3 protein-coding genes are annotated in these 3,610 nt (G+C 46.1%); all 3 read left to right on the top strand.

Going from position 1 to position 3,610, the window contains the following annotated elements; all coding sequences use genetic code 11:
• Positions 1-414 precede the first annotated feature (414 nt).
• A complete protein-coding gene (locus tag H6550_16630) occupies positions 415-1,404 on the top strand; it encodes an aldo/keto reductase (protein MCB9047763.1) in 990 nt (329 codons plus the stop codon).
• 107 nt (positions 1,405-1,511) lie between these two features.
• Positions 1,512-3,065: an aromatic amino acid lyase gene (locus H6550_16635; protein MCB9047764.1), complete on the top strand. Its 1,554-nt coding sequence runs from the start codon at positions 1,512-1,514 to the stop codon at positions 3,063-3,065.
• 5 nt (positions 3,066-3,070) lie between these two features.
• The coding region (locus H6550_16640) for an SDR family NAD(P)-dependent oxidoreductase (protein MCB9047765.1) at positions 3,071-3,610 on the top strand (540 nt) is incomplete at its 3' end.

Here is a 3,610-nt window from a genome sequence, read left to right on the forward strand (position 1 = left end):
TCCGAAAAAACTGCAGGCTGGCTACCCATGTTCTATTCAGAAAAACGTCCGGGGAATATCATGGTAAGTGCCGATTATTTATTGGAATAAATAACAATATTACGTATATTTACAAATAATTAGCTCTTTGAAATATTGCCATGAAAACTGACACAGGTTATACATAACGACAAATTACACGTTGTTATACCACAACAAACAGCAAAATCACAAGCAGCTCAAAACCAGTCATTTGCAGAAAATGTTGTTAAGTAAAATTTTGTAACAACACTTAACATTACTTAACAATTAAGCATAGTTGTAATATATAACAACATTTTGGGCATTTGGTATGTTAACCTATCCGACCATAAACAACCTTTATCCCATAACAGGCTAAAAATCCTCATCTTTAACTACTGAAAAGAAATAACTATGGAATACAGGAGAATGGGCAAAACGGGTCTGCAATTGAGCGTATTATCTTACGGCTCCTGGGTGACCTTCGCCAAACAAATAGATGATGGGGTATCAGACAGGCTGATGAGCCTGGCTTACGACAATGGCATCAACTTTTTCGATAATGCGGAAGTGTACTCGCGTGGTGAGTCGGAAAAAATGATGGGTCGTGTGCTGAAAAGTAAGAACTGGGAGCGCTCATCCTATGTGGTCAGCAGTAAGGTATTCTTCGGCTGGCGCGGCGAGGCCAACAAGCCTAACCAGACAGGCCTGAGCCGCAAACACATTGTAGAAGCATGCGATGAAGCGCTGGAGCGCCTGCAGGTAGATCACCTGGACCTGTTCTTCTGCCACCGTCCTGATAAGAATACGCCTATTGAGGAAGTAGTATGGACGATGAACCAGCTCATCAACCGTGGAAAAATACTGTACTGGGGCACCAGCGAGTGGAGCGGCCCGGAGATAATGGAAGCCCATATGGTAGCCAAAGACCTGCGCCTGATAGGCCCGGCGATGGAGCAACCGCAGTACAACCTGTTCGAGCGTCATAAAATGGAGGTAGACTACTATACTATCTTTAAGAATATAGGCATGGGCACTACTATCTGGAGCCCGCTGGCCTCAGGTTTGTTAACAGGAAAATACAACGACGGTATACCTGAGAATTCCCGCCTGGGACTGCAAGGCTTTGAATGGCTTAAGGACAGGACACTAAGCGAAGCACGTATACAAAATGTTCGCGAGTTGGGAAATGTAGCTAAAGACTTGGATACCACATTGGCCACACTCAGCATAGCATGGTGCATAAAAAATCCTAATGTAACAACGGCTATACTCGGTGCTACCAAAGAGGCTCAGCTTACAGAGAACCTGAAAGCGCTGGATGTGCTGCCCAAACTGACAGATGAAGTAATGGAGCGTATTGACGGAATAATGGGAACAAAACCCGTTATGCCGCAGTATTAGTCCGTTTATAGTCGTTAATATTGCAAATAATTCCCCCATTTGGGGGCGTAGGGGGTTGATTTTTTATATTTTTGCTCCCCTTAACAAGTTTATCCCTACAATAGAATATGATCGCACTGGGTGGAAAACCTTTGGATTTAGACGCGTTTGAGCAGATTGTCCTTTATCAGAAAGAGGTCAACCTGACCGCCTCTGCTGTGAAAGAAGCGACACGCAGCTATGAGTTCCTGAAAACCTTTTCGCAGGACAAGCTGATATATGGTATTAATACGGGTTTCGGCCCTATGGCGCAATACCGTATTAATGACGAGGACAAGAAAAGCCTCCAGTACAACCTGATACGCAGCCACAGCTCAGGCATGGGCGATATGCTCAATACCATACAGAGCCGTGCCATGATGCTGGCCCGCCTGCATACACTGGTATTAGGCTACTCCGGCGTTCACCCCGACCTGGTACAGCTCATGACCGACCTGATCAACCACGAGGCCTACCCATGCATTTATGCACACGGTGGCGTAGGTGCCAGTGGCGACCTCGTACAGCTGGCACACCTGGCATTGGGGCTGATTGGCGAAGGTGAATTCCAGTTTCGTGGAGAGATAGTACCTGCTGCAGATGTGTACAAAGAGCTGAATTTAAAGCCTTTGGATATTAATGGTCGCGAAGGGTTGGCGTTGATGAACGGCACCTCGTCTATGACAGGTATTGGCGGCATTAACGTGATACGCGCACACAGGCTGGTGTTATGGAGTATGCTGCTCTCGCTGATGGTGAACGAAATGATGGAAGCCTATGACGACCATTTCTCTGCCGAACTGAATAATGTAAAACGCCACAACGGACAACGTGCGGTTGCAGAGTGGATGCGTATTTTAGGCGATGACAGCCGACTAATGCGCAAACGCCACGAGCACCTGTACGAAAAGAAAGTGACCGAGACCGTGGTTGAGGACAAAGTGCAGGAATACTACTCCCTGCGTTGTGTACCCCAGATACTCGGCCCGATATTCGATACGGTGCTGAATGCCGAGAAAGTAATAATAGACGAACTGAACTCTGTAAACGACAACCCTGTTGTTGATTACAAGAACAAGAATATATTTCATGGCGGCAATTTCCATGGCGACTATGTAGCGTTGGAAATGGACAAATTGAAAATAGCTGTTACCAAGCTGTCTATGTTGTCTGAGCGCCAGCTGAACTTTTTGCTGAACCCGGCGTTGAACAAAAAGCTACCGGCTTTTGCCAATGCAGGCAGGTTAGGATTAAACTTTGGGATACAGGGTATGCAGTATCCTGCTACGTCAACCGTAGCAGAGAACCAGACATTAAGTAATCCTATGTACATACACAGTATTCCTAACAACAATGACAACCAGGATATTGTGAGTATGGGCACCAACGCTGCTATGATGTGCAGCCGTGTGATAGACAACGCTTACGAAGTACTGGCTGTTGAAGCAGTAGCACTGGTGCAGGCGATAGACATCAGGGAGATAGCAGACAGGCTGGCTCCTGCTACCCGTTGGATGTATGATGGCGTGCGCGAGATATTCCCCTTCTTCAAAGAAGATTTCGCTCCTTCGGCCAATATGCGTGCTGTAAAAACATGGATGAAAGACACCGACATAGTAGCACATTTTAAAAAGAAGATATAACAGGCATGGAAAACAAATTCGCGTTAGTAACAGGAGGATCAAGAGGTATAGGCAGGGCGTGCTGCATTAAGCTTGCAGAAATGGGTTACCATGTACTGGTCAACTATAAGGGCAACAAAGAAGCGGCAGATGAAACTGTCCGACTGCTGCAAATCCATGGCGTTGCAGGTGAAGCTTTACAATTTGACGTGTCTGACAAAGAAGAAGTAAAAACAGTGTTGTCTGCATGGCAGGAGGTAAATAAAGAAGCAGTATTAGAAGTATTGGTCAACAATGCGGGTGTACGCCACGACACATTGATGATGAGTATGACAGAAGATCAGTGGGACGGCGTAATGAATACCAGTCTCAATGGTATGTACCACGTTACCAAACAGGTACTGAACAATATGCTTATGAACCGCTACGGACGTATCATCAATATGGTATCGGTAAGTGGCTTAAAAGGGCAGCCAGGGCAGGTAAACTATTCTGCCGCCAAAGCAGGTATGATAGGCGCCACCAAAGCACTGGGCCAGGAGATAGCCAAACGCAATGTAACCGTT

This window comes from Chitinophagales bacterium, from assembly GCA_020636495.1.
Taxonomy (GTDB): Bacteria; Bacteroidota; Bacteroidia; order Chitinophagales; family Chitinophagaceae; genus UBA5543.